Annotated in this window: 30 protein-coding genes; 22 read left to right on the top strand and 8 right to left on the bottom strand. The window is 60.8% G+C overall.

The window, feature by feature from the left end; all coding sequences use genetic code 11:
• Positions 1 to 3: 3 nt before the first annotated feature.
• Positions 4 to 702, bottom strand: coding sequence for a malonate decarboxylase holo-[acyl-carrier-protein] synthase (mdcG, locus tag BM436_RS05690; RefSeq protein ID WP_093554442.1), 699 nt, complete (start codon positions 700 to 702; stop codon positions 4 to 6).
• A gap of 127 nt (positions 703 to 829) precedes the next feature.
• On the opposite strand from mdcG, the gene BM436_RS05685 reads away from it, so the two are divergent.
• Genes BM436_RS05685 through BM436_RS05675 form a run of 3 tightly spaced genes read left to right on the top strand, consistent with a single transcriptional unit; the run spans position 830 to position 2,996 of the window.
• The gene (locus BM436_RS05685) at positions 830 to 2,047 is read left to right on the top strand and encodes an MFS transporter (protein WP_093554765.1); all 1,218 of its coding nucleotides are present in this window, start codon (positions 830 to 832) and stop codon (positions 2,045 to 2,047) included.
• Positions 2,044 to 2,691, top strand: a complete 648-nt coding sequence (locus BM436_RS05680) for a helix-turn-helix transcriptional regulator (RefSeq protein ID WP_093554440.1) — start codon at positions 2,044 to 2,046, stop codon at positions 2,689 to 2,691. The genes BM436_RS05685 and BM436_RS05680 overlap by 4 nt, the downstream gene beginning before the upstream one ends.
• Positions 2,692 to 2,744: 53 nt before the next feature.
• Positions 2,745 to 2,996: a hypothetical protein gene (locus tag BM436_RS05675; protein WP_093554438.1), complete on the top strand. Its 252-nt coding sequence runs from the start codon at positions 2,745 to 2,747 to the stop codon at positions 2,994 to 2,996.
• A 22-nt stretch (positions 2,997 to 3,018) separates the two neighbouring features.
• On the opposite strand, the gene BM436_RS05670 is transcribed toward BM436_RS05675, so the two are convergent.
• Positions 3,019 to 4,194 (bottom strand): multidrug effflux MFS transporter, encoded by a 1,176-nt coding sequence (locus BM436_RS05670; protein ID WP_093554436.1) that lies wholly within the window; start codon positions 4,192 to 4,194, stop codon positions 3,019 to 3,021.
• 134 nt (positions 4,195 to 4,328) lie between these two features.
• Here BM436_RS05670 and epsC point away from each other — a divergent pair, with 134 nt between their 5' ends.
• From epsC to BM436_RS05645, 5 genes are all read left to right on the top strand, one after another.
• Complete coding sequence (epsC, locus tag BM436_RS05665; RefSeq protein ID WP_093554434.1) at positions 4,329 to 5,258, top strand: serine O-acetyltransferase EpsC; 930 nt, start codon at positions 4,329 to 4,331, stop codon at positions 5,256 to 5,258.
• A gap of 112 nt (positions 5,259 to 5,370) precedes the next feature.
• On the top strand, positions 5,371 to 6,012 hold the full coding sequence (gene ssuE / locus BM436_RS05660) for an NADPH-dependent FMN reductase (RefSeq protein ID WP_093554432.1): 642 nt from the start codon (positions 5,371 to 5,373) through the stop codon (positions 6,010 to 6,012).
• A 212-nt stretch (positions 6,013 to 6,224) separates the two neighbouring features.
• Positions 6,225 to 6,791: a YceI family protein gene (locus BM436_RS05655; protein WP_093554430.1), complete on the top strand. Its 567-nt coding sequence runs from the start codon at positions 6,225 to 6,227 to the stop codon at positions 6,789 to 6,791.
• A gap of 70 nt (positions 6,792 to 6,861) precedes the next feature.
• On the top strand, positions 6,862 to 8,649 hold the full coding sequence (locus BM436_RS05650) for an amidohydrolase (protein ID WP_093554428.1): 1,788 nt from the start codon (positions 6,862 to 6,864) through the stop codon (positions 8,647 to 8,649).
• Entirely contained in the window at positions 8,646 to 9,050 is a 405-nt protein-coding gene (locus tag BM436_RS05645; protein WP_093554426.1) for a DoxX family protein, read from the top strand. Before BM436_RS05650 ends, BM436_RS05645 begins: the two co-directional genes overlap by 4 nt.
• Here BM436_RS05645 and BM436_RS05640 read toward each other — a convergent pair.
• Together BM436_RS05640 and BM436_RS05635 are read right to left on the bottom strand one after the other, a co-directional pair.
• Complete coding sequence (locus tag BM436_RS05640) at positions 9,047 to 9,631, bottom strand: chromate transporter (RefSeq protein WP_093554424.1); 585 nt, start codon at positions 9,629 to 9,631, stop codon at positions 9,047 to 9,049. The two genes, BM436_RS05645 and BM436_RS05640, sit on opposite strands and share 4 nt — an antisense overlap.
• Positions 9,628 to 10,197 (bottom strand): chromate transporter, encoded by a 570-nt coding sequence (locus BM436_RS05635; protein WP_093554422.1) that lies wholly within the window; start codon positions 10,195 to 10,197, stop codon positions 9,628 to 9,630. The genes BM436_RS05640 and BM436_RS05635 overlap by 4 nt, the downstream gene beginning before the upstream one ends.
• 82 nt (positions 10,198 to 10,279) lie before the next feature.
• On the opposite strand from BM436_RS05635, the gene BM436_RS05630 reads away from it, so the two are divergent.
• Positions 10,280 to 10,498, top strand: coding sequence for a hypothetical protein (locus BM436_RS05630; RefSeq protein WP_093554420.1), 219 nt, complete (start codon positions 10,280 to 10,282; stop codon positions 10,496 to 10,498).
• 368 nt (positions 10,499 to 10,866) lie between these two features.
• On the opposite strand, the gene BM436_RS05625 is transcribed toward BM436_RS05630, so the two are convergent.
• On the bottom strand, positions 10,867 to 11,577 hold the full coding sequence (locus tag BM436_RS05625; protein WP_093554418.1) for a response regulator: 711 nt from the start codon (positions 11,575 to 11,577) through the stop codon (positions 10,867 to 10,869).
• 413 nt (positions 11,578 to 11,990) lie between these two features.
• Entirely contained in the window at positions 11,991 to 12,611 is a 621-nt protein-coding gene (locus tag BM436_RS05620; protein WP_177306971.1) for a phosphohydrolase, read from the bottom strand.
• Between the two features lie 137 nt (positions 12,612 to 12,748).
• On the opposite strand from BM436_RS05620, the gene BM436_RS05615 reads away from it, so the two are divergent.
• The 8 genes from BM436_RS05615 (at position 12,749) to BM436_RS05595 (ending at position 19,502) form a co-directional block, all read left to right on the top strand.
• Positions 12,749 to 15,859 carry an NAD(P)-binding protein gene (locus BM436_RS05615; protein ID WP_229489161.1) on the top strand — a complete coding sequence of 1,037 codons (3,111 nt, stop codon included), beginning with the start codon at positions 12,749 to 12,751 and terminating at the stop codon, positions 15,857 to 15,859.
• A gap of 87 nt (positions 15,860 to 15,946) precedes the next feature.
• On the top strand, positions 15,947 to 16,360 hold the full coding sequence (locus tag BM436_RS05610; protein WP_093554414.1) for a hypothetical protein: 414 nt from the start codon (positions 15,947 to 15,949) through the stop codon (positions 16,358 to 16,360).
• A gap of 82 nt (positions 16,361 to 16,442) precedes the next feature.
• Entirely contained in the window at positions 16,443 to 16,838 is a 396-nt protein-coding gene (locus BM436_RS35985; RefSeq protein ID WP_143132985.1) for a hypothetical protein, read from the top strand.
• 114 nt (positions 16,839 to 16,952) lie between these two features.
• The gene (locus tag BM436_RS35980; protein WP_143132984.1) at positions 16,953 to 17,213 is read left to right on the top strand and encodes a hypothetical protein; all 261 of its coding nucleotides are present in this window, start codon (positions 16,953 to 16,955) and stop codon (positions 17,211 to 17,213) included.
• A 173-nt stretch (positions 17,214 to 17,386) separates the two neighbouring features.
• Complete coding sequence (locus tag BM436_RS05605; RefSeq protein ID WP_229489157.1) at positions 17,387 to 17,671, top strand: hypothetical protein; 285 nt, start codon at positions 17,387 to 17,389, stop codon at positions 17,669 to 17,671.
• A gap of 33 nt (positions 17,672 to 17,704) precedes the next feature.
• On the top strand, positions 17,705 to 18,154 hold the full coding sequence (locus tag BM436_RS05600; RefSeq protein WP_143132983.1) for a hypothetical protein: 450 nt from the start codon (positions 17,705 to 17,707) through the stop codon (positions 18,152 to 18,154).
• 179 nt (positions 18,155 to 18,333) lie between these two features.
• Complete coding sequence (locus BM436_RS35975) at positions 18,334 to 18,819, top strand: hypothetical protein (protein WP_143132982.1); 486 nt, start codon at positions 18,334 to 18,336, stop codon at positions 18,817 to 18,819.
• A gap of 308 nt (positions 18,820 to 19,127) precedes the next feature.
• Positions 19,128 to 19,502: a YajD family HNH nuclease gene (locus BM436_RS05595; RefSeq protein ID WP_093554410.1), complete on the top strand. Its 375-nt coding sequence runs from the start codon at positions 19,128 to 19,130 to the stop codon at positions 19,500 to 19,502.
• 144 nt (positions 19,503 to 19,646) lie between these two features.
• Here the strand turns inward: BM436_RS05595 and BM436_RS05590 are convergent, their stop codons facing one another.
• Positions 19,647 to 20,273, bottom strand: a complete 627-nt coding sequence (locus tag BM436_RS05590) for a tyrosine-type recombinase/integrase (protein ID WP_093554408.1) — start codon at positions 20,271 to 20,273, stop codon at positions 19,647 to 19,649.
• A 202-nt stretch (positions 20,274 to 20,475) separates the two neighbouring features.
• Between BM436_RS05590 and BM436_RS35970 the strand changes: the two genes are divergently transcribed.
• From BM436_RS35970 to BM436_RS38665, 5 genes are all read left to right on the top strand, one after another.
• Positions 20,476 to 20,778, top strand: coding sequence for a hypothetical protein (locus tag BM436_RS35970; RefSeq protein WP_143132981.1), 303 nt, complete (start codon positions 20,476 to 20,478; stop codon positions 20,776 to 20,778).
• Between the two features lie 153 nt (positions 20,779 to 20,931).
• Complete coding sequence (locus tag BM436_RS05585; RefSeq protein ID WP_093554406.1) at positions 20,932 to 22,884, top strand: ATP-binding protein; 1,953 nt, start codon at positions 20,932 to 20,934, stop codon at positions 22,882 to 22,884.
• On the top strand, positions 22,881 to 23,630 hold the full coding sequence (locus BM436_RS05580) for a hypothetical protein (RefSeq protein ID WP_093554404.1): 750 nt from the start codon (positions 22,881 to 22,883) through the stop codon (positions 23,628 to 23,630). Before BM436_RS05585 ends, BM436_RS05580 begins: the two co-directional genes overlap by 4 nt.
• Positions 23,627 to 24,670 (top strand): DUF4917 family protein, encoded by a 1,044-nt coding sequence (locus BM436_RS05575; RefSeq protein ID WP_218164818.1) that lies wholly within the window; start codon positions 23,627 to 23,629, stop codon positions 24,668 to 24,670. The genes BM436_RS05580 and BM436_RS05575 overlap by 4 nt, the downstream gene beginning before the upstream one ends.
• A gap of 60 nt (positions 24,671 to 24,730) precedes the next feature.
• The gene (locus BM436_RS38665; protein ID WP_093554400.1) at positions 24,731 to 25,033 is read left to right on the top strand and encodes an HNH endonuclease; all 303 of its coding nucleotides are present in this window, start codon (positions 24,731 to 24,733) and stop codon (positions 25,031 to 25,033) included.
• Here the strand turns inward: BM436_RS38665 and BM436_RS05565 are convergent.
• Positions 25,012 to 25,372, bottom strand: a 361-nt coding sequence (locus BM436_RS05565) for an integrase core domain-containing protein (RefSeq protein WP_143132980.1), incomplete at its 5' end; no start/stop codon positions are given. The two genes, BM436_RS38665 and BM436_RS05565, sit on opposite strands and share 22 nt — an antisense overlap.

Genomic DNA, 25,372 nt, shown 5'->3' with positions numbered 1-25,372 from the left:
CGGCTAGGTCCGCCTGAGGGCGGCGATCAATTCGTCCGGTTCGGCCATGCGCACGCCGGCCAGGGACTTCACCAGCACGCGGGCGCGCTGCTCGCGCGAGCTGATCCAGTCGCGCCACGGCACCGCGTCGCCCGACGGGAAAACGATCTCGCCGGCCAGCGGCAGGCCGTGGGTGGGACCGGCCAGCAGGGCCAGGCCGGCCTGCAGCTGGTGCTTGCTGACGGGGCGCAGCAGCAGGTCCAGCGTGGACGACGGCGTCAGGCAGGGCAGCCGGGTCAGCGCCTGCCAGGCCAGCGGGCCGGCCACGCGCACGTCCATGCCCACCGCCAGCCGTTGCAGCTCGGTGTAGCCGTCGCGCCATTCGGCCGGCAGCGCGGGCCGCGCCGCCTTGAGCGTGAGCGGCGGCGCGCGGCGCTCCACGTGTTCCAGCGGCACCCGCAGCGCCAGTTTCTGCCGGGAGCCATCGGCGTCCGGCGGCAGCGTGATGGCCGCGCAAATCTCGCGGGCCGGGTCCAGGTCCCGGTCCAGGTCCGGATGGCGGCGGCGCACCGTCACCGGCCACTCCTCCTGCCGCCAGTACTCCAGCACGGCCTCCCGTTCGGGCATCGCCGCCAGCATCGCGCGCCAGCCCGCCTGGGTCAGCCACAGCAAGTCATGGCGCTGGCATGGCTGGGTGTCCTTCCCGTTGAGCGGCACCGTCATTGTTCTGCTCCTGGCTTGTTCACGACATCAGGTTAGCACAGAGCGTACTTGGATAAGTAAACTTAATTGTTTACTTAACTGGGCCGTAAGCGTATATTTAAACCATTATGTTTACTTAATGACCGCCATGAAGAACGCGCTCCTGATCGCCGCGGCCTGCCTGCTCGCGCTCCTGTCCACGATAGGGGCGTCGCTGCCTTACCCAATCCTGCCGCCGCTGTTCGCGTCCGGCGCGGCCAACGGCCTGAACCAGTTCATGGGACTGCCGCCCAAGCTGCTGTTCGGGGTGGCGATCATGATCAACCCGCTAGGCCTGCTGATCGGCTCGGCGCTGCTGGGGCCGATGTCGGACCGCTACGGCCGCCGCCCCGTGCTGCTGCTGACCGCCTGCGGCGCCGCGCTGGGCCACGCGGTGACGGCGGTGGCGATGCTGCTGGAGTCGTATCCGCTGTTCCTGGCGGCGCGCTTCGCCACCGGCCTGCTGGAGGGGAACGGCGCCGTGGCGCGCGCCATGCTGGCCGAGCGCCTCGATGGGCCGCTGCGGCTGCGCGCCATCGCCTGGCTGAACGGCGCCTTCCACCTGGGCTGGCTGGCCGGGCCGCTGCTGGCGGGGTTGACCGTGGGCTTCGGCGTGACCGTGCCGTTCTGGATCGCCGTCGGCGCGCTGCTGGCGGTGGCGCTGCTGGTGGCGCTGGCCTTGCCGGGCGAGGCGCCGTCCACGCTGACCACGTCCTGGTGGCAGGTGGCGCGCGACCGCCATGCGCTCAACCTGCTGAGGCACGGGGAGCTGCGCACGCTGTTCGCGGCGCAGCTGGCGGCGACCTGCGGCGTGACCGCCTTCTACGAGTACTATCCCCTGTGGCTGGTGGAATTCGCCGGCTACGACACGCAAGGCATCGCCGCCATCAACGTGGCGCTGTGCGGCGTGATGACGCTGGCGTCGCTGTCCGCCGGCCGCGCCGGCGACGGGCCGCCGCTGCGGCGCGCCGCGTGCTTCGCCTTCGGCATCGCCGCCGCCGTCGGCCTGGTGGGGGCGGGCGGCCTGTGGCTGGGCATGGCGGGCATCGTGCTGTTCGGGATACCCAACGCCTACTACAACGCCACCGTGCAGAACTGGGCCGCCGAGCGTTTCAGCGGCCACGGCATGGGTGCCGTCATGGGCCTGCTGTCGACGACCTTCTGCCTGGCGAATATACTGATGGCCCTTGCCGGGTCGGTGCTGACCTTGATCGACACGCGGCTGATCCTGCTGCTGGGGGCGGGCCTGAGCGCATGGGCCGGCTGGCGGCTGCTGGCATGGCGGCCGATGGCCGCGCCGATGAACCTGAGCGAAGCGCGAAAATGAACACCGCCGACCACATACTGTATCTGCTGAAAACCCGCGGCGCGCAGACCGCGCAGCAATTGGCCGAGCGCCTGGACCTGACCTCGATGGGCGCGCGGCGCCAGCTGGAGGCGGCGCAGGAGCGCGGCCTGGTGGGTTTCGAGGACGTGGCGGACAAGGTGGGCCGCCCCTCGCGCCGCTGGCGCCTGACGGATGCGGGCCACGCGCGCTTCCCGGACCGCCACGCCGACCTCACGCTGCAGATGATCACCCAGGTGCGCGCCCTGTTCGGCGAGGAGGGCATGGACAAGCTGATCGCCGCGCGCGAGGCCGAGAGCGAGGCGGCCTACCGGCGCGTCGTGGACGAGGCGGTGGCGGGGCGGGCGGACCTGGGCCCGCACCTGCAAACCCGGGTGGAGGCGCTGGTGGGCGCGCGCGACGCCGAGGGCTACATGGCCGAGGCCGAGCTCCAGCCCGACGGCAGCGTGCTGCTGATCGAGAACCACTGCCCGATCTGCGCGGCCGCCACCAGCTGCCAGAACTTCTGCCGTTCGGAGCTGCGGGTGTTCCAGAGCGTGCTGGGCGAGGATTGCGAGGTCGAGCGCGCCGAGCACCTGCTGTCGGGCGGGCGGCGCTGCGTCTACCGCATCCGTGCTGTGCGCTGAGAAAGACGGCGGCGGCGTACACTTTCGCCTAACCACGCAACCGGAGAGCAGCGATGCCAGACGAACAGCAAAGGCGGGATTTCATCAACGAGGTATGGCGCCGTTTCGAGGCGGTGCAGGACTGGGCCATCGCCAACTGGCCGGACCGGGACAAGCCGCTGTCGACCTCGGACTTTGTCGAGGCGCGCAAGGAAATCCTGGCGCTGGGCCTGCCGCGCGCCCAGCGCGTGCCGGCGGCGGACGCGCCGGAACCGGAGCAGGGCGGTCCGCAATACGAGGAAGTGACGCCCGCGCCCTGGCCCTGACGCCTGTTCCGCTCCCGCCGGCTCAGATGTGCTCGCCTTGCTGGGCCGCCACCCACGCCAGCAGGCTGGCCAGCAGGCACACCGCGACGCCGCAGGCCAGCTTGTAGGCGCTGTCGAACAGCAGCGGCGCCACCAGGCCGGACACCAGCGCGAACAGGATCATCTGGATGAAGGACTGCATCGACGAGGCCAGCCCGCTGTTGTGGGGGAAGTGGTTGAGCGCGATCAGCGTCATCGGCGGCATCGAGATGGCCAGCGCGAACGAATACAGGAACAGCGGCAGCACCGCCCACGGCACCTCGGCCGCGAAGAAGTGGTTGTAGGCCACGTTGACCGCCGCCGCCACGCCCATCAGCGCGTAGCTGATCCAGATCTGCGCGCGCTGCGTGTAGCGGTGGGCGAATTTGGACGCCAGCCCGGAACCGATCACCATGCCGCTGATGAGGGGAATGAACAGCCACGCGAACGCCGTCTCCGGCAGGCGCAGGATGTGCATGACGAAGTAGGCGGCCGAGCCGATGTACAGCGCGAAGCCGCCGAAGGCCATGCCCACCGCCACCGACAGCAGCAGGAACTGGCGGTGGCACAGCACCTTCCAGTAATTGGCCGCGATGACGCCGAAGTGGAAGGGGTGGCGCTCCCTGGCCGGCAGGCTTTCGGGCAGCGCGCGCCAGACGAAGGCGAACATCAGCGCGCCGAAGGCGGTCAGGAACCAGAAGATCGAACGCCAGCCCAGCGACACCTGCAGCCAGCCGCCCAGGATGGGCGCGATGGCGGGCGCCAGGCCGAACACCATCATCACATGCGATAAAATCCGCTGCGCCTCGGCGCCGCTGAAGCGGTCCTGCACGATCGCGCGGCCCACCACGGAGCCGGCGCCGGCCGACAGGCCTTGCAGCACCCGGCAGGCCAGCAGCACGCCGAACGAGGGCGCCATCGCCGCGCCCACCGAGGCCGCGATGTACAGCACCAGCGACCACAGGATCACGGGACGGCGGCCGAAGGAGTCGGACAAGGTCCCGTAGAACAGCATCATGAAAGCGAAGCAGAACAGGAACAGGCTGAGGGTCTGCTGGATGGCGATGGGGCTGGCGTCGAAGGTCTGCGCGATGGCGGGGAAGGACGGCAGGTAGGTGTCGATGGCAAGCGGGCCGACCATCGTCAGGCCGGCCAACAGCAATGTCAGCAGAATATTCATGAATGCGGTATTGTTATTTAGAGCGACATTTTACGCCAGCCGCCGCCCCTGCGCTGTTGAGCGTCGATGGCGGCATGTCGATATGCAGAATCCGCATATCGGGCGAACCACTCCTTGTTTTTATTGTGAATACCATGACTATCGATACCTTTGACGGCACCGCCGTGCGGCCATCGCACTGGAACCTGGGGCCTGTGATAGAACAGTTGCGCGTGTCGCGCGAAGCCACGCACAACATCCGCCACCAGGGCCGGGTGCGCGAACTGCCGTCGCGCGAGGCGCTGACCACCATCGTCAACGGCCTGTCGGCGGTGCTGTTCCCCACCCATTACGGGCGGCCCAACCTGACCGACGAAAGCATCGACTACTTCGTCGGCGACACGCTGAACACCACGCTGAACCGCCTCACCGAGCAGGTGCGGCGCGGGCTGCAGTTCTCCACCGAGTGCGACGCCATGTGCGAGGACTCGCTCACCGAGCGCGCCCACCACATCACGCGCGCGTTCGCCGCCGGCCTGCCGGAGGTGCGCGCGCTGCTGGTGTCGGACGTGCACGCCGCGTTCGCGGGCGACCCGGCCGCCACCTCGATCGCCGAGATCATGTTGTGCTATCCGGGCACCATCGCCATCCTGCACTACCGGCTGGCGCACCTGCTGCACAAGCTGGGATCGCCCTTCATCGCGCGCCTGATCTGCGACATCGCCCATTCCAAGACGGGCGTGGACATCCACCCGGCGGCGCAGATCGGCGCCAGCTTCTTCATCGACCACGGCACCGGCGTGGTGATCGGCGAGACGGCGATCCTGGGGCAGGGCGTGCGCCTGTACCAGCAGGTCACGCTGGGCGCCAAGCGCTTCCCGGCCGACGCCAGCGGCGCGCTGATCAAGGGCACGCCGCGCCATCCCATCGTGGAGGACGACGTCGTCATCTACGCCGGCGCCACCATCCTGGGCCGCATCACCATCGGCGCCGGTTCCACCATCGGCGGCAACGTGTGGCTCACGCAAAGCGTGCCGCCGAACAGCAACGTGGCGCAGGCCCAGATGCGCAACGACTGCCGGTGAGGCGCGCGGCAGGCCTCGGATTCCGCATATCGATGCGCGAAACTATTCGTTTTACTTGACGCGCGTCCTCCGTAATCTGTGTCCATCGACATCAGATCATGGAAGAGGCGACATGAGTATCCTGCTACTGGGCGGCAGCCCATCACTCCCATCCAGCTCCAGCCGATTGCTGCTGCACATCGGCGACCGCCTGGCGGCGCAGGGGCAGCGCTACCACCGCCTGCACGTGCGCGACCTGCCGCCGCGCGCGCTGCTGCACGGCGACACCGGCGATTCGGCCATCCGCCGCGCCATCGAGGCGGTGGCCGAGGCCGAGGCCATCGTGATCGCCACGCCCGTCTACAAGGCCTCCTATTCCGGCGTGCTGAAGGCCTTCCTCGACCTGCTGCCGCGGGAGGGACTGGCCGGCAAGATCGTGCTGCCGATCGCCACCGGCGGCACGCAGTCGCACATGCTGGCGCTGGACTACGCGCTGCGCCCCGTGCTGCAGGCCCTGAGCGTGCGCCAGGTGCTCACCAGCATCTACGCGACCTCGCAGCAGCTTGAATGGCACAGCGACCTCGGCCTGGCCCTGGCCCCGCCCGTGGCCGCCAAGGTGACGGCCGGCCTGGGCGAGCTGACGGCAGCGCTGGCCGCCGCGCGGCGCGAGCGGCCTGAAAGTCCCGAGCGGCCCGCGCCCGCCATCGCGCCGCGGACGGTCCCCGCCCGCACCCTGCAGGACCCGCCCTACACCCCCGCGCTGGCCCACGCCTAGGCCTAGGTGGCTGCTCCGTCCCAGCCCTTTGGCAGATGGCTGGACGGCGCGCGCTTCGGTACACTCTGTCCCGTCATTGCTTCAGTCTTGTGCATGATCGATTTTATCGATAGTAAGGCGGCATATTTTCCGTTTTACAATCGAATTGTGCGACCGCATAATCGCTTCATTCGCAGTGTCCTGATAACCGTTACCTGACTGGAGTGTTACCGATGAAAAAAATCCTCGCCCTGTTGATCGCCGCTGGTGTTTCCCTGTCCGCCGCCGCCGCGCCCGAGACCTATGTGATCGACGGCACGCACACCTTCCCGCGCTTCGAGTACAGCCACTTCGGCTTCTCGACCCAGCTGAGCCGCTTCGACACCACCACCGGCAAGATCGTCATCGACAAGGCGGCCAAGACCGGATCGGTCGACGTGACCATCGACGCCAAGTCCGTCAACACCGGTTACGCCACCTTCAACAACCACATCCAGGGCGCCGACTTCCTGGACACGGCCAAATACCCGACCATCACCTACAAGTCGACCAAGCTGAACTTCAATGGCGACGCGCTGGCGTCGGTGGACGGCAACCTGACCATCAAGGGCGTGACCAAGCCCGTCACCCTGACCGTGACCTCGTTCAAGTGCATGCCGCACCCGATGCTGAAGAAGGAAGCCTGCGGCGCCAACGCCGTGGCCAAGATCCTGCGCTCGGACTTCAACGCCGGCAAGTACGCCCCCAACGTGGGCGACGAGGTGACGCTGACCTTCGCGGTGGAATCGATCAAGGAATAAGTAGCAAGCAGTAGCAAGCAGCGCCGGCCGGCCGCCGTTTTTGATGTGTCTTCAATTTTAGGATTACAACATGACTCCGGTTTTCACCAGGCTGGTGCTGCCTGCGGCTTTGTTCGCAGCCGGCATAGTTTCCGCCGTCCCCGCCGCGCAGGCGGCGGCCGACCTCATCATCACCAACGGCAAGATCGCCACCATGACCCGCGAGGGCGCGTACGCCCAGGCGGTGGCCATGAAGGACGGCAAGATCGAGGCCGTGGGCAGCAACGCCCAGGTGCTCAAGCTTAAATCCCCCCAAACGCAATTGATCGACGCCGGCGGCCGCACCGTCATTCCCGGCTTGAACGACTCGCACATCCACGTGATCCGCGAGGGCTTGAACTACAACGCCGAGCTGCGCTGGGACGGCGTGACGTCGCTCAAGCGCGCGCTGGAGATGCTGAAGGAGCAGGCCGCCCGCACGCCGGAGGGCGCGTGGATCAAGGTCGTGGGCGGCTGGAACGAATTCCAGTTCGAGGAGAAGCGCCTGCCGACGCTGGAGGAAATCAACGCGGCGGTGCCGGACAAGCCGGTCTTCCTGCTCTACCTGTACGGCCTGGGCTTCCTGAACCAGAAGGGCGTGCAGACGCTGGGCTACACCAGGGACACCAAGTTCAAGGACGGCGTGGTGGAGCTGGACGCGGACGGCAAGCCCACCGGCAAGCTGATCGCCAAGCCGAACGCGCTGATCCTGTACACCACGCTGGCCAAGACCAATGTGCTGCCGCGCGAGCAGCAGGTCAATTCCACGCTGCACTACTACCGCGAACTGAACCGCCTGGGCGTGACCAGCGCGATCGACGCCGGCGGCGGCGGCCAGAACTTCCCCGACGATTACGGCGTGACCGTGGAGCTGGCCAAGGACGGCAAGCTCACCGTGCGCACGTCCTACTACCTGTTCGCGCAAAAGCCCGGCAAGGAACTGGAGGACTACCAGCGCTGGCTGACGCTGACCAAGCCGGACGCCAACCAGCACATGTTCTACGCCAACGGCTACACCACCGAGGGCGCGGGCGAGAACCTGGTGTGGAGCGCGGCCGACTTCGAGAACTTCCTGGAGCCGCGTCCGGACATGCCGGCGCACATGGAGGGCGAGCTGGAGGCCGTGCTGCGGCTGCTGGTCAAGAACCGCTGGCCGTTCCGCATCCACGCCACCTATGGCGAGTCCATCGACCGCGACCTGGCGGTGATCGAGAAGGTGAACAAGGAAGTGCCGCTGAAGGGCCTGCGCTGGTTCTTCGACCACGCCGAGACCATCACCGACGCGCAGCTGGCCCGCGTGAAGGCGCTGGGCGGCGGCATCGCGGTGCAGGACCGCATGTACTTCCAGGGCGAGCATTACTGGAAGCAGTACGGCGCGCAGACGCGCCAGATGCCGCCCATCCGCAAGATGCTGGACATGAAGGTGCCGGTGGGCCTGGGCACGGACGGCACCCGCGTGAGCAGCTACGGGCCGTGGCCGTCGCTGTACTGGGCGGTGACGGGCAAGACCGCCGGCGGCCTGAGCCTGTGGCAGCCCAAAGACGTGCTGAGCCGCTACGAGGCGCTGAAGCTGATGACGTCCGGCAGCGCGTGGATGAGCGGCGAGGAAAAGCTGAAGGGCGTGATCGCCAAGGGCCAGTACGCCGACCTGGTGGTGCTGCCGCGGGACTACTTCTCCATACCCGCCGAGCAGATCAAGAACCTGGAAAGCAGCCTGACCATCGTGAACGGCAAGGTGGTCTACGCGGGCCAGGAGTTCCCGCAACTGGTCCAGCCCGCGCCGGACATCGCGCCGGACTGGAGCCCCGTGAAGCACTACGGCGGATACCAGAACAAATGAGGGGACTGCTGCGCAAGCTGAGCGGGCCGTCCACGCCGGACATCGGCCTGCTGTTCGCCCGCGTGGCGGGGGCGCTGCTACTGCTGTGGGTGCACGGTCTGCCCAAGATCGCGCACTACCAGGAGGAGCTGCTGCGCATCGACGATCCGCTGGGCATGGGGCGCGCCGTCACGCTGTGGTGCGCGCTGCTGGCCGAGGTGGCGTGTCCGCTGCTGATCGCCCTGGGACTGCTGACGCGGCTGGCGGCGCTGCCCGTCGTGTTCCTGCTGGGCGTGTCGATGTTCCTCGTGCATCCCGGCTGGAGCGTGGCGGAGGGGCAGTTCGGCTGGTTGCTGCTGATCGTGTTCGGCACCATCGCCCTGTCCGGGGCGGGGCGCTACTCGCTCGACGCGCGGCTCTAGACCAGCTGGAACCAGCCCAGCGCGCCGCCGGCCGCGAGCAGCCACAGCATGTGCAGCCGCGTGCGCCACACGACCACGCCGGCCGCGGCGGCCAGCGCCCACAGCGGCCAGTCCCGCGCCGTGTGCGCGTTGGCGGTGGCCAGGATGATGCCGGTCGCCACCAGCAGCCCCACCACCACCGGCGCCATGCCCTGCTTGAAAGCCCGCACCGCGCGCAATTGGCGGTTGCGGTGCATCCATTGCGCGGCCATGTAGGTGAGGGTGGTGCTGGGGATCATGATGCCCGTCATCGTCACCAGCACGCCCAGCACGGCGGCGGCGTAGCTGCCCGCGTTCAGGCCCACGTTCCATCCCATCAGCGCCACGAACAGCACATTGGGTCCCGGCGCCGCCTGCGCGATGGCGATCGCGTCGTTGAACTGCGCCGGCGTCAGCCACTGGTGCTGCTCGACCAGGTAGCGGTGCATCTCGGCCGTGGTGGAAATGGCGCCGCCCACCGACATCAGCGACAGCAGCATGTAGTGCGCGAACAGGCCGGCCCAGTCGCTCCAGCTGAGCACGATTTCGATGGGAGGGTTCATGGTTTCAGCCTGCGGTGGGTGATGACGCAGCACAGGCCGCCTATGCCCATCAGTACATAGAACAGCGGCACCCGCAGCAGGGCCACCATGAGCACGGCGAGCACGGCGGCGCCCAGTCCCAGCCACAGCGGCAGTGGATGGTTGCGCAGCGAGGTGGCGAGCTTGAGCCCGGTGGCGGCGATCATGCCCGCCGAAACGGCCGCCATGCCGCGCAGAGCGCCGGCCACGCCGGGGTGGTCGGCGAAGCGCGAGTGGATCAAGGCCAGCAGCACGACCACCAGCAGCGGCACCGTCAGCATGCCGGCCAGCGCGGCCATGGCGCCGGGCAGGCCGAAGTAGCGCGCGCCGATGATCAGCGAGAGGTTGACGACGTTGGGGCCGGGCATGATCTGCGCGACCGCCCATTCCTCGAGGAATTCTTCCTGGGTGAGCCAGCGTTTGCGTTCCACCATTTCGCGCTGGACGATGGCGAGCACGCCGCCGAAACCTTGCAGCGCCAGGATGGTGAAGGAGAAAAACAGGTCGGTCAGGGACTTGGGGCGAGGGCGATTGTCTTCGGGAATCATGTCGCCATTATCCTTGACTTTGGAAATTATTGTTCGATACTCCTGTCACGGGATACCCCGGGCGAACCTGTGAAGGACTGTGATGGATGCAACGACACTCCCCAGCCAGCAGCGGCCGCTGGCGCCCCCACAACAACGCCACGATGAGCGTTGCAGCGAGATCGTCGACAAGGGCATAGCAGTGCAGAACTGTTTCAGTACCTTGTGTGCGATAGAGTATCTGAAGTCTAACAATGTCGGCCCGGACGTCATAGAGCGGGTGCTGCTGCATCCCAACCTGCGCCGCAAAGTCCCCCAATAAACCCCATCTTTCCGACATCGGAGCGCATCTCGCGCGCGGCGCGGTCCGCGCCGCGCCACCGCCAGTTATGCACAAAAAATGTCAACAAGAAAACTGTCGATATTTTTTTGCCCCGCTTTCCGCGATTCCCCAAGTTATTGATTTTTAAGGGTATAAATTCTGCCTTTTGAACGGGCAGTTTGTAGAAACCCGCATAGCTACGGGCTCTTTGGGCTGTCAAGTGGCTATTATCCACAAAGATATCCACAATCGCTGTGGATATCGGAAAAAGCGCTTAACAATCCGCCACTTAGCGGCGGCTGCGGGTTCTGGGTTGACGCGATGCCGGCGTTTACGCGGCAAGATGGCGGGAGTTGCCGGCGCGATGATTACTGTATGTGCATCCAGTACTTTGCCGGCGGCGCCTCGGCGGGGACCTCTTCCGCGCCGGCGGAAAGGTGCAGGCCATGCAGCTGCTCGCGCTCGGCGCCCAGCAGCGCGGCCGCCTTGGGACTGGCTTCCTGGATACGGCCTTCGGCGTCCAGCGTGAAGCCCACGGCGCGCGCCAGCTGCGCCTGCAAGGCCTGCACGCGGTGTTCGGCGTCCACCAGGCCGGCGTAGCCGCGCAGCGAGGAGATGACGGTGGTGAACAGCTTGCGCGTGGTGAGGTCGCTCTTGCACCAGAAATCGTTGATGTCGTAATCGAGGATGATGCTGTGCTCCAGCGCCTGGCCCGGCTGCCCGGTGCGCAGCACGATGCGCACCAGCCGGTTGCCCAGCTCGTCGCGGATCTGGCGCGCCACCTTCAGGCCGGCCTCGCTGGTTTCCATGATGACGTCCAGCAGCACCAACGCAATATCGGGCGTGGTGCGCAGCACGTGCAGCGCCTCGTCGCCGCTGTAGGCGTGCAGGAAGCTGAGACGGCGTCCCTGGAAGCAGGCGTTACTCAGGGAGAACTTGGTGACGACGTGCACATCGACGTCGTCGTCGACGATCAGCACGCGCCAAGGCGCCGGGACGGCGGCGCCATTCTGATCCGCGTTCGCGGGAGTATCTTCTTCTATCATCCAGTCGGCGCTGGTATCTTGTTTCACGTCCATGCACGATCCCGTGGCTAGTCATTTGTAAGGCTCTCGCGTGGTGCCCACGCGCCGCCTGTGAGTGCATCTGCTTCAGCAACACTATTCCTCGCCTGCATTTTTGTCAAAGGGTTCCGGGCAGGCACTTGATAGTCGCCGCCGCAGCCCCGGGAACAGGTCCGAAATATTTTTTCATCTGGCAAAAAATTGTCGCGAAAGCCGTATGAGCGATTCTGTAAGTAATTGATTCTTTTGATGAAAAAAATTGCCTCTGAAACGGGCATTTTGTTGAAACCCGCTCCAGTACTGCCTCTCCGGCTTGTCAAGAGTGGGTTTTCCACATCGTTATCCACAATTGATGTGGATAAGCGAAAAAAGCGCTTTAAAAACGGCTTCTTAGCCCGCAAACATGATGAAACGCCCGCGGTGTCGTTTTACAGGCGTTGCTTAAGATTGTCCAGTGCCTCCAGGTAGCGTTCGCAGGCGAGCCCGGGCGGCCACGGCTCCCACGGCCGGCCCCCGTAGACGGCCTGCAGCGGGTCCGTTTCCAGCGGCAACGCGCGGATCTTGAGCGTGCCGCGCACCTCCTCGCGCGACCAGCCTACCACGTGCAGCGCCTCGCTGGCGGCCGCCAGCCTGTCCGCGCGCTTGTGCACGCGGTGTTCGGCCGTGGTCCAGTGCGGCACGCCGTAGCGCAGGAACACCGCGCTTTCCAGGCGCTGGCTCAGCGCGCGGAAACCGTCGCCGAGGAAGGGCTTCAGCACCGAGATGCAATCGAAGCCCAGCAAGCCCTCCTCGGCGTCGTGCAGCAGCTCGCGCAATTCCAGCACCGGCGCCAGCGGCGCCGCCGCCCAGTCGCGCCGCAGCTGCATCACCGTCAGCGAATGCTGGGCCACCGACAGCGGCAGCGGCCAGGCCGAGTGGCCGCCCCAGCGGTAGGTGCGCGCCAGACCCAGGGCCAGGTCGGCGTCCTCCCAATCGAAGGGCGTCGGGTCGAGCAAATCCAGCCGCTTGCCGGACGGCATGCGTACCCAGGCGCGCGCATCGGCGCTCATGCTGTGTTCCTTGTCTGTGCCATCTGGACGGAATTGTAATATGCCCACACGCCGAGAGGGTATTTGTATTCTTATGGGCAACAATGGCGCACTTTGCAATACACTATGTTTCCCCAACCTATACGCGGAGACACATCTTGGCACGTCCTTCCTACCTTTACCCCGGCGGTTCGGTCATGATGCACTCGCCGCTGCAACTCAAGCAGTCCGAAATGTACGGCTACTTCGTCAAGGGCGACCTGGCCAAGCTGCAGCGCACGCTGGACACCAGCCTGAACACGGTGGCCAACGGCCGCATGCGCTTCAAGGCGCTGTCGCCGTACGTGATGATCACCTTCACCCGCGTCAACCACGCCGATTCGGCGGTGGCGGTGGACCAGGCCAAGGGCTGGATCACGGAGATCGACATCGTCACCTGGGTGATGACGGGCGCGATGGACAAGGACGGCAAGCTGGACCACATCTACTGGTACCCCTGCCACATCTTCGTCGACGACGCGATGGCGCTCATCAACGGGCGCGAGCTGTTCGGCTACCCGAAATACCTGAGCGAGTACGAGATCCCCACCGAGGGCCAGCCGCCGCTGCGCTGTTCCGTGTCCGCCAAGGGTTTCCAGCCCTTTTCTCCGGAAACGAAGATCGCCATGCACCCGCTGCTGGAGGTGAACGCGACCACGCCGAACGGCAAGGAAAAGCCGCTGGAGAGCATCGGCGACCTGATCGAGGAGGCCATCCAGCTGTTCCTGACGGTGCCGGACTTCTTCAACATGGACAAGGAGGGCTGGGAAGACATCTTCTCGCTGCTGCGCGACCCGCGCATCGACCAGATCTTCCTCAAGCAGTTCCCGGACAGCGCCGGCATCAAGGCCGTGTACCAGGGCATCGTGGCGGCGCCGGCCGAGATCGAGAAACTGCACAGCGCCAAGCTGCTGGGCTACGACTACCAGTGCACGCTGCACGCCTTCGACAGCTTCCCGCTGAACGAGACGCTGGGCCTGCGCCTCGGCCCGCAGGAGGCCATCCTGCCCTTCCACGTGAACTTCGACTTCACCGCCATGCCGGGCGAGGAGCTGATCGACAATTCCAATGTCGAACCGGAAAAGATCGCCATCCTCGGCGGCGGCGTCGGCTCCATGACCACCGCCTACTACCTCACCGAGCAGCCGGGCTGGGAAAACAATTACGACATCACCGTCTACCAGCAGGGCTGGCGCCTGGGCGGCAAGGGCGCCAGCGGCCGCAACGCGGCCATGGGCCAGCGCATCGAGGAGCACGGCCTGCACATCTGGTTCGGCTTCTACGCCAACGCCTTCAAGATGATCAAGGAAGCCTACGCCGCGCTGGGTCGTCCGCCCGGCTCGCCGCTCGCGACGTGGGAGGACGCGTTCAAGCAGCAGGACTACGTGGCCCTGTCCGAACTGGTGAACAAGGAATGGCGCAACTGGTCCATCGTGTTCCCGACCCTGCCCGGCGAGCCGGGCGAGGGCGGCGAGGACATCACGCTGTGGCAGATGGCGGTGGCCATGGTGGCCTGGATCGAGCAGTGGCTCAAGCAAATCAAGGACATCACGGCCGACATGGAGCATGAGAAGGCCGCGCCGCGCGAAGGCGGCCTGCCGGGCTGGCTGCACCACCTGGCCGACGAGGTGCGCGGCGAGGCGCTGGAACTGGCGGACGACCTGGTGGTGTCCGCCGGCGCGCTGATGGCGCTGGTGAGCAACCTGTCGCCGGACGCGCACAGCCACGAGCGCTCGCAGCACACCGTGCTGTCCGGCGCGCTGGGCGGCATCCGCGCCTGGCTGCGCGCGCGCTACGAGGACCTGATCGACGGCAACGACGACCTGCGCCGCATCTTCATCTGCCTGGACCTGGGCATCACGGTCATGAAAGGCATGTTCGAGGACGACGTGTTCATCGACGGCTTCGACGTCATCAACGACATCGACTTCCGCGACTGGCTGCGCAAGCACGGCGGCTCCGAGGAATACTGCGTGAACTCGGCGCCCGTGCGCGGCTTCTACGACCTGGTGTTCGCCTACGAGGACGGCGACTACGACAAGCCGAACGTGGAGGCGGGCACGATCCTGCGCTCGATGATGCGCATCGGCCTGGCCTACAAGGGCGGCATCATGTTCAAGATGCAGGCCGGCATGGGCGACACCATCTTCACGCCGATGTACGAGGTGCTGAAAAAACGCGGCGTGAAGTTCGAGTTCTTCAGCAAGGTCGAGGAACTGGTGCCCGAGAACGGCGAGATCGGCGCCATCCGCATGACGCGGCAGGTGAAGCTGGCGGGGGACGGCTACGACCCGCTGGTGGACGTGAAGGGCCTGGGCTGCTGGCCGTCCACGCCGAACTACGGCCAGATCGACCCGGAGCAGGCCGCCGTGCTGCAGGAGAACAACGTCAACCTCGAATCCTACTGGACCGACTGGCCGCGGCTGTACCAGGACAAGTTCGGCCATCCGCTGCCCGAGCGCACCCTCAAGCGTGGCGTGGACTTCGACAAGGTGGTGTTCGGCATCTCGATCGGCTCGCTGCCGGCGCTGTGCCCGCAACTGCTGGAACTGAGTCCCAAGCTGCGCACCGCGTCCGAAAAGGTGAAGACCGTGGCCACGCAGGCCTACCAGGTCTGGCTGGACAAGGACCTGGCGCAAATGGGCTGGACCACCCAGCCGGAAGGCCAGCAGCCGGTGCTGAGCGGCTTCACCGAGCCCTACGACACCTGGGCGCCGATGGACCAACTGCTGTGCCGCGAAGAGTGGCCGGCGACGCTCGATCCGAAGAACGTATCCTACTTCTGCAGCGCGCTGCCGGTGGCCAGCTATCCGCCGGCCAGCGACCACGCCTTCCCGGGCAAGATGACGGCGATCGCGAAGGAGGGCGCCGTGAACCAGTTGAGCAAGGAGATCTCCGCGCTGTGGTCGGCGGCCGGGCCGTCCGGCGCCTTCCCCTGGAACTGGCTGGTCGATCCGGACCAGACGGCCGTCGGTCCGGCGCGATTCGACAGCCAGTACTGGCGCGCCAACGTCGATCCGTCCGAGCGCTACGTGATGTCGGTGGTGAACTCCACCAAGTACCGCCTCGCCGCCGACGAATCCGGCTTCGCCAACCTGTTTCTGACCGGGGACTGGATCAAGACCGGCTTGAACGCGGGCTGCGTGGAGGCCGCCGTCATGGCCGGCATGCAGACCTCGCGCGCGATGACGGGGTATCCCGAGGTGATCAAGGGTGAGAAGGACTTCTGATTGAAGGCAAGGGCGCGCAGGGTTCGCGCCCTTTTTGATGGTTAACTGGTCGAATCGCGGTCGAATCGCGGGCGACAGGAGGGCGGCATGCATCCATTGATGAGAAACATTCTGGCGGTGGTGGCGGGTATCGTCATCGGCAGCGTGGTCAATATGGGGCTCATCGGCGTGAGCGGCAGCGTGATCCCGCCGCCGAACGGCGCGAACGTGACCACGATGGAGGGACTGAAGGCGTCGATGCATCTGTTCGAGCCTAAGCACTTCCTCTTTCCGTTTCTCGCGCACGCCCTCGGCACGCTCGCGGGCGCGGCGGTCGCGGCCGTTGTCGCGGCAAACCGCAAGCTTCAGATGGCGCTGGTCATTGGCGCCTTCTTCCTGGCGGGAGGCGTCGCCAGCGTGTTGATGCTGCCATCGCCGGCGTGGTTCAACGCCGTCGACCTGATCGGGGCGTACATCCCGATGGCGTGTATGGGCTGGAAACTGGCGGCGCGCAAAGAGTGACAGGGCGAGGCGGAGCATTGCGCCGTACTAATTTGCGTATGGTAGGAATCGGCCAAAAGCGGACGATTCAAGGCATAAATACATGAAACCATTACTGGAAATATCTGACCCCATTGAATTGCTCGCGCTGTGGCGTCTGGTCGCGGAAGCAAAGTTCCAAGAAAATCCTGATGATATCGACCTTTGGGGAAGTCCATTTGTGCATTCATTGGCACGCAAAATTTCGGATGCGATGCTGGAAGCTTATCGCATAGCGGGAAAGTCTGGCGATGTCGAGCGCCATCTGCAATGGCTCAATTCGCTGCCCAATAACGTTGTGCTCCCGACTGTGAAGGCGCAGCTGAAGCGGGATGCACAAAGCCGTGATTGGCCTTCCGCATTTGAAGAAAAGGCGGCTTATGTTGAGGGATGTATTGCACCATTTTTAGCGACTAAGGAATTTGTGCGGCAGCTGATAGACGACGCTGAGGCCCCGTAACTCAATGCAGCGATTTTCGGCTATCGGCCAAAAGCAGACAAGGGTAGTGATAAGTACACGGGCGAAAGGACTTATGGATAAGCAACTTTCAAAGTTTGTGCGAGTGATCCAGTCATGAACTTACTTATTGGTGGCCTAAAAATCTTCGTTGTGGCCATTAGCGGCCTGGTTTTGGGTGGGCTTGCTGGTTTCTACGGCCTGTTCTATCTGGCCCAAGGCATGGTCGCATTGGGGGTCGATAAGAGCACTCTAGGTGCGATGCCATTTTTTACATTCTTTACAGTTCCAGCTGGGGCGCTTATTGGTGCAATATTGGGTGCGTTTCTAGGGTGGAAATGGTTCAAAAAGGGCCGCAGCCAGCGGCCATCGGAATGAGGTTGTTACCCCAGCGCACCGCAGGGTAAGAGAAGACGTGATGCCCGCTTTGGGGCGACTTCGGCCTGCCTGCCGTGACAATGCGTGTATTTTTCACCTGAGCAAGATGCTATCCTTTGTGCTGTTGGCCGAGTTCGGCCAATACCGGACATCAAAGTCTTGAAGGGTCACCAATGAGTATCGATCGCGCCGAGGTTCAACTCATTGCGAATGCAATGTACGAGATCCGCTTACTGTTGAGTTCTTATATTGGTAGTGAAAATGATGCTCAGCTCGATGTACGCGTTGCTGCACATTTAGCCTACGCCTTGCACAATGAAGCGTTAGCTTTAGTCGAGGGAAAAGGCTTCGATGTGAATGCTGCGCTTAGAAAAGTGGCGGCAATCGACAACATCTTGCAGGTAAATGAGGGCACGCGGCTTGCTCATGCCTGGGATATCAATCGCAAGCGCGATTAACAAGGTAGAAATCGGCCACAAGCGGACACAAGTATGGAAGAGTTAGAGCAGAATATGGATCAATCGAAAGTCATTTATTTTCAAGAGACGTACGCCCGAATGAGCGATGATGAGCTTGCTTACCTTATTGCCACTCGGAGTGATTCCCTCGTTGAAGAAGCGCGTTTTGCATTGACCAAGGTTCTCGACACGCGTGATTTGAAAAATATTGAAGTAGAGATCAAATCGACTGTAAAGGACCTAAATGATCAAGCCGAATTTAAATCCGAGCAAGTGCAACAGCAGGAGAAATTACAGCGCTCCGCCCGAAAGGCATTCCACGTGTTCTGTGCACTTTTCTTCGCCGTAGGTCTTGGCTTATTAGCCTTTGGTGACTACGAGCGTGGTCCCATCCTTGTCGCGGGCGGTCTTATTGCCTTCGCATTGATCGAGCTTCGTCGGCTTGCTGGTAAATTCATTGTCGCCCTCTTTAGGATGAATTAGTGGCGGCGAAGTACGCAATTAATTAGAGACGAATAGCGAAGGTCCGAGTTGGGGCGCCAGCAGCGGGACCGGCAGGCGCCGCCTGCCGTCGAGTACAATCGGCGGGAGCCGGCCAGAAGCGGTCACTTCCCAATCGCTCTAAACTGCACTTTCTAAACAATAACCTTCGCCTCCCATTCATGCTTTCATTTTCCGCCGTACGACTCGAAGAAGTGGCTGACATCATTGGTTCGGAAGGCTTCGACGACGAGGCAATCGAATCCAGAGTTGCCGCGTTGGTTCAAGATCCTATGCTCGCTAGGCGCTTGATTGATTGGGTGCCGGAGGCATTCGGGATCGTTCTGATTTCTCACATGGCCAAGGTCACGCTTCCCTTGACTTTTAGCGTAAAAAACAAGCGCGGCAAGTGGATTGAGCTTGACTTGAAACTGGAACCAATCTTCGAAAGCGCTACTCGCCTTGCAATGCATAAGTTCCACGAAGGGCCTCGGAGTACGTTCAGCAACGTCGTACATCGAAGTGCGTTGCTCGACGCCGCGAACAGAGCCCTAAACGATGGCGAAACACTTGAAGGAGCGACTCTTTCAGGCCCAGCGCTGATAGGTATTCCTGCCGAAGTCTACCTACCTCCAGCGACGCCGATTTGGCGAAGGTTCTTTCGATAGGTGTCGACACGAAGTAGTCGTCTAGGTCCATCGGGCTGTCAGCGTGGCGCAGTCCGTCACGCGGATGTCTCATTTGAGAATCTGCGCTTCTAGATCAGCGTGCAACCGATTGTTCAGAATGACTGGCGGCTTTGAGGCGCCAGCGGCCGAGCCCGCCGACGCCAGTACGCTGTCGAGTACAATCCGCAGAGCTCCTACAGTCTACAAAGCTGGAAGAACACCATCTGTCGGTTAGGCCCAATATAATCGAGCGCGTCCCCCAGTGGGCGCTGCCAGCCAACAAGTAACAGCAAGGGAAGGAAATAAGCATGACCATTGGAAAAAAACCGGACGCCGCGCGGCTGGACAAAATTGTGGCCGACGCACGGCGCGCGGCCGACCAGCGCGAGCTGGGCTATCGCGAGCGCTCGCTGAAAATGTATCCGTGGGTGTGCGGGCGCTGCATGCGCGAATTCACGCATACCAATGTGTCACAACTGACGGTGCACCATCGTGACCACAATCATGACAACAATCCGCCTGATGGCAGTAACTGGGAATTGCTGTGCCTTTACTGCCACGATAACGAACACTCGCGTTATCTTGAGGCCGACCGGGGTCCTGGTTTGAAATCGGCCGAGGTCGCTCCGGCAACGCATAATCCGTTTTCCACATTGGCCGGTCTGATGAAGAAGAAAGAATAAACGTAGGGTGGGGTCAGGGTGATGCGCCACGAATCGCTGCGAGACGAAAGTGTTTCCCAGGCAGCGCCGCAAGCAGGTTCCAATGGCGACCGTCCTTTTGCTCAAAGGTGCGTAATGGGGCGACTGCTGGCGTCGCCCTTGTTCTTAAGCGTCTGTCTGCTCGGCCATTTCGAGTGCGTCATCGACTTCGATGCCCAGATATCGTACGGTGCTCTCGAGGCGCGTATGGCCCAGCAATAGCTGCACCGCACGCAAATTTTTTGTGCGCCGGTAGATGAGTGTTGGCTTCGTCCGGCGCATCGTGTGCGTGCTGTATGCCGTCGGGTCTAAGCCTATTTCGTCGAACCATTGGTGAACGATACGCGCGTACTGCCTAGTCGAAATGTGCGGCGATTCTGAGATTCGACTTGGGAAAAGAAAGTCGCCGTGGCGCAGGGCTGCGGCCGCTATCCAGTCCCCCAAGCTTTTCCTGGTTCCTGCGGTGAGTTCGAACTGGACGGGTTGCTTGGTTTTCTGCTGCATCACGCTGGCCCGCGCTGCCACATGGCCTCCATGGCATACATCGTTGACACGCAGTTGGACCAAGTCGCAGCCACGCAATTTGCTATCGATGGCCAAGTTGAAGAGTGCCAAGTCCCGGGCCCTGCCGAAGATTTCCAAGTGAACGCGAATTGCCCAGATTTCACTTATATGCAGCGGCGCTTTTTGCCCGACCAACTTGCCCTTGTTCCACGGCGTAGATTGGCCAAAACCTTTCACTTGATTGTTCATGATAGACCTCCTGGATGGGAGCTCTACTATGCGCCTTGCCCGCTATGACGCGGGGCCGCAGGTGATGTGATAATTGGTGAGCTTTTCATTAGAGCAAGATGGTATCCTTGCTCATTGACGGAGTGCGGCAAAATCCGGACGTTCACAAGCGACTCGCACTTGTAAAAAACTTTAACAAGACATGTAATTACCATACCTTAATATGCAAATTTTCTCTCTACTCATCTGGCTAGCGCTGTTATTCATTTTTGCAAAAATAGTGAACTATTTTGCAAAACGTCCCATGTTGAATCCTTGGATTTGGCTTGCCGCGAGTTATGCCTTGTTTTACATCCTGGGATTATTCTTGGGGTTAGCACGAAACGCACCAAATCTTGCGTACACTGCAGGCTCCTTTCTTCCGATTACTTTGTTGGCAGTTGTTATTGGAATTTGGCGTGCGCCTAAGTGGCATGCTGCGCAATTAGCGCTTCCAAGGAATGAAGCGGCGGAGAAGGATAAATGACGGAAAAAGAGATTCATGATTGCGCGAATCCTGAAGACTTAGTCTGAGGTCGGCCAATAGCCGACCTATCAGGTCAGAAGAAAATTAGTCTAGAGAAGGTTGTGGTAGGCCTGAATTTTTCTGATTTCAAATAAGAATCAGCAAGGGAATAAAATGGAGCAAAGAACACTTCTTTACGATGAACGCTTCTTGGAAAGCTATGCTGGCTCCATAATAACTGATCCCGCCACAGCCATCGTTGAACTGGTCGCCAACTGCTGGGACGCTTATGCCACGGAAGTGAAAATTACATGGCCTGATCATGAGTTTGAAAGACAGTTCAGGATTGTGGACAACGGGCATGGAATGACTCGTGAAGAATTCCAGCACATTTGGCGGACCATCGCATACAACCGACTCAGCGCTGGTGATGCTACTACGCTGCCGCCCGCCGATGTTCAAGGACTGCCGCGAGCTGTGTTCGGCAAAAACGGTAAAGGACGTTTTGCCAGTTTTTGCTTTTCCACTGAGTACCTGATCACTTCAAGGAAGAACGGGCAGGAGTTCGTCTGCCGTGTTCACCGAACCCCAACTGATCCACTGGTCCTTGAGGAAGTCTCCTTTACGGATAAAGGTGTCGTTGGTCATGGAACGGAAATTGTTGGGAATGGTGATATCCCACGGCTTATGTTCTCGGAAGATAAAGCTCGTGAATTAATTGGCAGTCGCTTCCTTGCAAACCCAGCGTTCAAGGTGAAGCTGAATGGCAGTGAAATCACGTTCAACGACATCCCCAATTTGCTCTCAAGGAGTGTGGTCGTTGTGCCGGGATATGGTGAGGTAACGATCCTTCACATCGACACCAAGAAGGCTGATAAAACGACAAAGCAGCATGGGCTGGCATGGTGGGTGCAAGGGCGTGCTGTCGGTGATTGCAAGTGGAGTCGTAGTGACTACGAGCGCATTCTTGATGGACGAACCTCGGAAGCCAAACGGTTTACCTTCATAGTTAAAGCTGATTACCTGAATGCTCAAGATGCAGTGCTGAGTGACTGGAGTGGTTTTAAGGACGACAACCAGGCATGGACGAAAACCCGCGAGACGGTCCAGGACTGCATTCGCAAAATCATTTTTGATTCCAGCAAAGCCGAACGCGAAGATAAGCGTACCGCTGTTCTTGAGCGAGTGGGCCAGTCGGTTAATGCCCTGCCACTTTTGAGTAAGGATCGCGTCACCACGTTCGTTAATGAAGTCGTGGATGCTTGCCCTAATTTTGGTGAGCAGGAGATCGTGCAACTGACAGGCATTCTGGCGAAGCTGGAAAAGAGCAAGTCGCAGTATGGGCTGCTTGAAATCCTTCACAGCCAAGACCCGCATGACCTAGATGCCCTTCACGAAGTTTTGAGCCAGTGGACCATTGGCATGGCGAAGGTCGTTCTTGACGAAATTCAGGGCCGGCTCAAAGTCATCAACGAGTTGAGGATCAAGATTCAGGTTGCTGGAATCGATGAAGTCAAAGAACTCCAGCCGCTCTTTGCCAAGGGCCTTTGGATGTTTGGAGATAAGTTTGAATCCATCCACTTCACGTCCAACAAGGGCATGACCACCGTCATCCGTGAGTTGTTTGACGGTACGGCTGAAAAGGCTTCGCTGAATCGGCCAGACTTTGTGATTCGCGGTGACGGCAGTATCGGCTTTTACTCAGTGCCTTCCTACAACGAGGAACATGAAGAAGTGGGCGTGGGCCACCTGGTCATCGTTGATTTGAAGACGACCAAGCTTTCCCTAGGCTCCAAGGAAAAGGAGCAGATTTGGAAGTATGTAAAGGAGTTGAAGAAGAAGGGGTATATCCAGCCTGAAACGCGGGTGGATGGCTTCGTCCTCGGCGATCAGATTGAGGCTGGTGAAGGCGGCACCCGCACCGAAGACAACGACAAGGTGAGGATTCAGCCCCTGTTGTACAGCATTATCTTGAGTCGCGCTGAACAGCGTCTTTTGAAGCTTTACGACAAGGTGAAAGATGCTCCATTCCTTGTGGAGCAGCAGATAGAACTGAGCAGGTTCATTGAGCCCATCGCCGTGCGCCAGGCGGACATGCTGGAGGCTGAGCCTGCGGAGGTGAAATGACATCGACTGTCAACTGGATCGCTGCCTACAATTATTTGTTTGCAGCCTTCAATAGCGAGAATAAAGAGCTGTATGTGAGTGGTGCAACGTTCTGCCGCATGGTGCAGCAGATCGATCCTGGCGCTCCCAGCTACCAGCAGTTACTGCCGTTGCGGCAAGGCCAAGGCAAGTCAAATTCGCGCAAGGACTTTTATTGGGATCTCATTCAAGGGCTTCCTGAACCCGAAAGGTTCAGCCTATATCGTGTCTTCATCAATCACATTGAAGTTCACGACAAGCCAGCGGCAGACAACCTTAGGAATATCGTGTTTGGTGGTGGCTATGCCGTGCCCACCATGGTTGTTCCTGTAGACCTCTGGAACTCTGAAAAGCTGAACAACAGTCTAAAGGACATTGACCGTGCGATTGATGCTCACCAGTACAATCGGGCCACTACGCTTAGCTACACGTGCTTGGAAGGACTTTACAAGACCTACGTTCGCAAGAACGTTCCAGACCAGGCTGGGCTGACGGATCTCATGCCATTGTGTAAGGTGGTGAAGGACGACATCAGCAAGCGGCTACAGGCACAAGGACCGTTCCCTGTTGAGATCGTCAATTCCATGCCGACCCTGACTAATGCAATTGCGAATTCACGCAATGGATTCAGCGAGTCACATTTTGCTGGCGATTCTCAAAGGTGGCTTGCGCTATTTGCCCGTGACCTGACGAACTCCATTGGTCGTCTCTTACTCAACTTTATGTGAAGGTTGAACATACAGAGGCTGTTGCTGCTCGTGATCTTGTAAAAACAAACTCAAAATCGGTGGGAGGGGAAGAAATGCCAAGGAAGCTCATAATTTTCAGTAATGGACTAGGGATGGCGCTAGATCCGGCCCACTTCTCACTTAATACAGCATTGGCAGAAATTTGGAACAGAGAGTATTTCCTGACCAATGAACACAAACGCCTCATTGAACGCTGCATAGGCCGTCCAGGTGCGCCAGTCGGTGAGCACGAACTAGATCAGCTTCATCGCGCGGTGACGTACTGCAAAGCGCTGAATCAGATTGGAGCTGGACAAGCACATTGGCTTACAGCAGATGGACAGAACTTCCCTGAGATCACCGCCCAATATATCCATAAAGTAGCGACCAAGCTCCATAACTACGATGGCGTTCTGCCACCAGATTTTGAGGGCCCGCTATTGGATTTTGTGAAGGACACAAAGTCACATGTGGCAACACTAAACTACGATAAATTGCTCTACACATCGTTCATTGCGAATGATGTTTTTGGCGGCTATTACAATGCCTGTTTGGTAGATGGCATGGTTGCAACAGGCTTTTCGGCAAGTGCACTAGAGCGTCGATACGGCAACAATTTTGGATATTATTTGCACTTGCATGGATCGCCGTTGTTCGTCAATCGTGGACAGCAGGTGGTAAAGCTGGCTAGAGATGATCTCACCCTGGAGGTCAATGAAGCCAGCGAGCACATCGTTCTTACTCATGTGGAGCACAAGCCTTCTGTGATTGCCGCATCGTTAGTGCTATCTACATACTGGGACTATCTGCGGGTTGCCCTTTCCGAAGTTGATGAGGTCATCCTCTTTGGCTACTCAGGCCTGGATGATCATTTGAATGTTCTCTTGCGCCCATATTTGAGCGCCACGCAAATACGTGTGGTTGAATGGGAAGGTGCTGGCGATCAGGCGGGCCGTGAAGCATATTGGCGAGAAAAATTGGGACGGCCGGTCAATGAAGTTGTAAGACTCGGCAATGTCGCGACATTCACCGATTGGTGAAAGTATGTAAAAGTCAAATACACCCATGATTGCAGCCAAAGAACAGATCGAGGATGAACAATGAATTCTAGGAAATGTGCCCTGTGTGCAAGTGTTTTATCAGGGACGAACCGCACGAAAGAACACATCATCCCGAATGCAATAGGTGGCAGAAAGAAGACCACAGGTTTCATCTGCAACGATTGCAATAGGATGTTCGGCGAAAGCTGGGATGCTGAACTTGCAAGGCAATTGAACTGGTTCTCTTTGTCTATTGGCATCAGCAGGGAAAGGGGTGAACCGCCTAAGCAAATTGTTCAAACGATTGAAGGTGACAGGTATTGGCTGCATAACGATGGCTCCTATTTGTCGAGTCCCGTTTGATCATAAACACGTTTAACGAATAATTCGGGCTTCTGCCGCTGCCATTCCTTGAGCGCTTGGATCGGTGTCCTGGTGCCGATGGCGCGTTGTGGAATATGGTGGTTGTAGAGCTTGAGGTAGTTCAGCAAAGTCGTCTCCAGATCGGCCCTGCTATCGAAACGAGTCTGCCGCAGCAGTTCGTTAATCCGGCCATTAAACCGCTCCACCATGCCATTGGTTTGTGGATGACGCGGCGGCGCCAGGCGGTGCTCGACAGCGATGGCCGCGCAGGCCTTGTCGAAGGCGTGCTGGCCGCTGGGCTTCTTGTCCTTGGCCGCGAAGCGATCAGTGAACTGCGAG

This window comes from Pseudoduganella namucuonensis (assembly GCF_900116645.1).
Lineage (GTDB): Bacteria > Pseudomonadota > Gammaproteobacteria > Burkholderiales > Burkholderiaceae_D > Rugamonas > Rugamonas namucuonensis.
Note: the sequence above shows the minus strand (reverse complement) of the source record. Positions and strands in the feature narration are given on the sequence as shown.